Below are 2,013 nucleotides of genomic sequence, written 5' to 3'. Positions count from 1 at the left end.
GAAATTGGTTTGCAAATCACTGATTTGCTATTTCTGCGTAAGATGAGCCGAGCCTGCGAGGCGAATGGCATTATCTTCTCAGAAACATTTTCTGTGTCACTAGGACAACTGAATTTTTAGACTCGTTTCAGGCGAGCTTTCTTAATAACACTTCACTTCCCTATTAAAAATAAGTAAGTGGCGTCCCCAAGGGGATTCGAACCCCTGTTACCGCCGTGAAAGGGCGGTGTCCTAGGCCTCTAGACGATGGGGACACATAAATGTGTCACTAGGACAGTTGATAAGTTTAACTCACATCATGAGCTTTAAGGTAATTGCGTTTAATACAAGTAAAGACTCGAGCTTTAATTGTGACGCTATTTTCTCGGTAAAACCGCCTTTAACTAATAAAAGTTAAGTGGCGTCCCCAAGGGGATTCGAACCCCTGTTACCGCCGTGAAAGGGCGGTGTCCTAGGCCTCTAGACGATGGGGACACAGAAAACTGCTACCCTAGGACAAAACACTAATTTTTGGTGGAGCCATGCGGGATCGAACCGCAGACCTCTTCACTGCCAGCGAAGCGCTCTCCCAGCTGAGCTATGGCCCCAACTTTATCAATACTCACTGTGATAAACACATCGGGTATCGCTTAGTGCGGGGCGCATTCTATGCACCACCCAAAATAAAGTCAACAGTTTTTTACCTCACTTTATTTAAATGGTTTAATTTTCAACAAACTGGCTACCAAGCGTGCTAAAAAATACAATATGATTAAAATCATCGCCCTATCGCGCAAAATAACACCAAAATTTCAAAGCGAACACTCATTAACACCCTAACCCACTTTATCGTTGCTACAAAACCACATCAAAGCAAAGGTATACATTTATATGCAAATTGAATTTAAGCAAAAAATGTAAGTTTAAGCTTTATCAAGCGATTTAACTTTTAAGAGTTTGTTAGTGGGCTATAATTGCCAGCGTTTAATTACAAACTAGTCCGTATTCGTTACCTACTCTTATTTATGCGCCTGATGCAATAATTTTACATTCGAAATATTAGGAATTTTGTAGGGTTCTTTGCGCTTAACTCACAGAATATTGCTAAATAATAAGTCTTTACACACTGATTAAGACAATCATAGAAATGAAGTAAGTTGAGTAATCGAATGTAAAAAGTTCTAATTCCACTTACTTTTAAAAATTTGAGCTAGCTTAACTTTAAAGTTTCACTGTATGAATTAGTAATTAATCAACTCTTTGGCCAATTTTTCAGACAATAAAAAACATCACTAATAAAGATGTTATTTGATTTGATGAATCCTCTTTTATAACGTTAACTTTAATTATTAATGCCATAAATAATTCCAATGGTAGTATTTAGAGTAGCGTAAAGCTAAAGTTAATATAAATAACACTCCAATTCTGAACTCACTTTTAGATGTTTATTTGAGCCGCAACCTTAAATTTGATCATAAAGTAAACTTTCACTATATCCTATTGTTTATAAAACCTTCAGTCAGTACATTTTTATCATTCAAGTGTTGACACATTTAGAACTCTATCTATAATAGCGCCCCACAACAACGCAGCAATGTGGTGTTGTTTAGATGTGGGTGATTAGCTCAGTTGGGAGAGCATCGCCCTTACAAGGCGAGGGTCACTGGTTCAAGTCCAGTATCACCCACCACATATAAAACCTATTATTATGTTAATAGTCGCGTTTTAAATTGTAATATGAGTCGTTAGCTCAGTTACAAGAAAAGAGAGCATCACCGCTTTTAATAAGAGATGGCGAAGTTCACTGGTTAAAGTCCAGTACTATCTATACAGGTAGTAGCATGTAATATGGGTCGTTAGCTCAGTTGGGAGAGCATCGCCCTTACAAGGCGAGGGTCACTGGTTCAAGTCCAGTACGACCCACCATTCTTAGAATGGTGCATATTACAAAAAATCTAAATGGGTCGTTTGATCAGTTAGAAAAAGAGAGCATCACCGCTATTTATAAGTAAAGGTGGAGCTCACTGGTTAAAG

5 tRNA genes are annotated in these 2,013 nt (G+C 38.0%); 2 read left to right on the top strand and 3 right to left on the bottom strand.

Features of this window, described 5'->3' with window-relative positions:
- Positions 1 to 178: 178 nt before the first annotated feature.
- From P20652_RS19385 to P20652_RS19375, 3 genes are all read right to left on the bottom strand, one after another.
- Positions 179 to 254, bottom strand: a tRNA-Glu gene (locus P20652_RS19385).
- Between the two features lie 144 nt (positions 255 to 398).
- Positions 399 to 474, bottom strand: a tRNA-Glu gene (locus P20652_RS19380).
- A 37-nt stretch (positions 475 to 511) separates the two neighbouring features.
- Positions 512 to 587 (bottom strand) — tRNA-Ala (locus tag P20652_RS19375).
- Between the two features lie 1,006 nt (positions 588 to 1,593).
- On the opposite strand from P20652_RS19375, the gene P20652_RS00165 reads away from it, so the two are divergent.
- Positions 1,594 to 1,669: transfer RNA gene (locus P20652_RS00165), tRNA-Val, on the top strand.
- A 160-nt stretch (positions 1,670 to 1,829) separates the two neighbouring features.
- Positions 1,830 to 1,905: transfer RNA gene (locus P20652_RS00170), tRNA-Val, on the top strand.
- The last annotated feature ends 108 nt before the right edge of the window (positions 1,906 to 2,013 follow it).

This window comes from Pseudoalteromonas sp. BSi20652 (assembly GCF_000239855.1).
In the GTDB taxonomy this organism is placed as follows: domain Bacteria; phylum Pseudomonadota; class Gammaproteobacteria; order Enterobacterales; family Alteromonadaceae; genus Pseudoalteromonas.
This window is presented reverse-complemented; position numbering and strand designations above follow the sequence as displayed.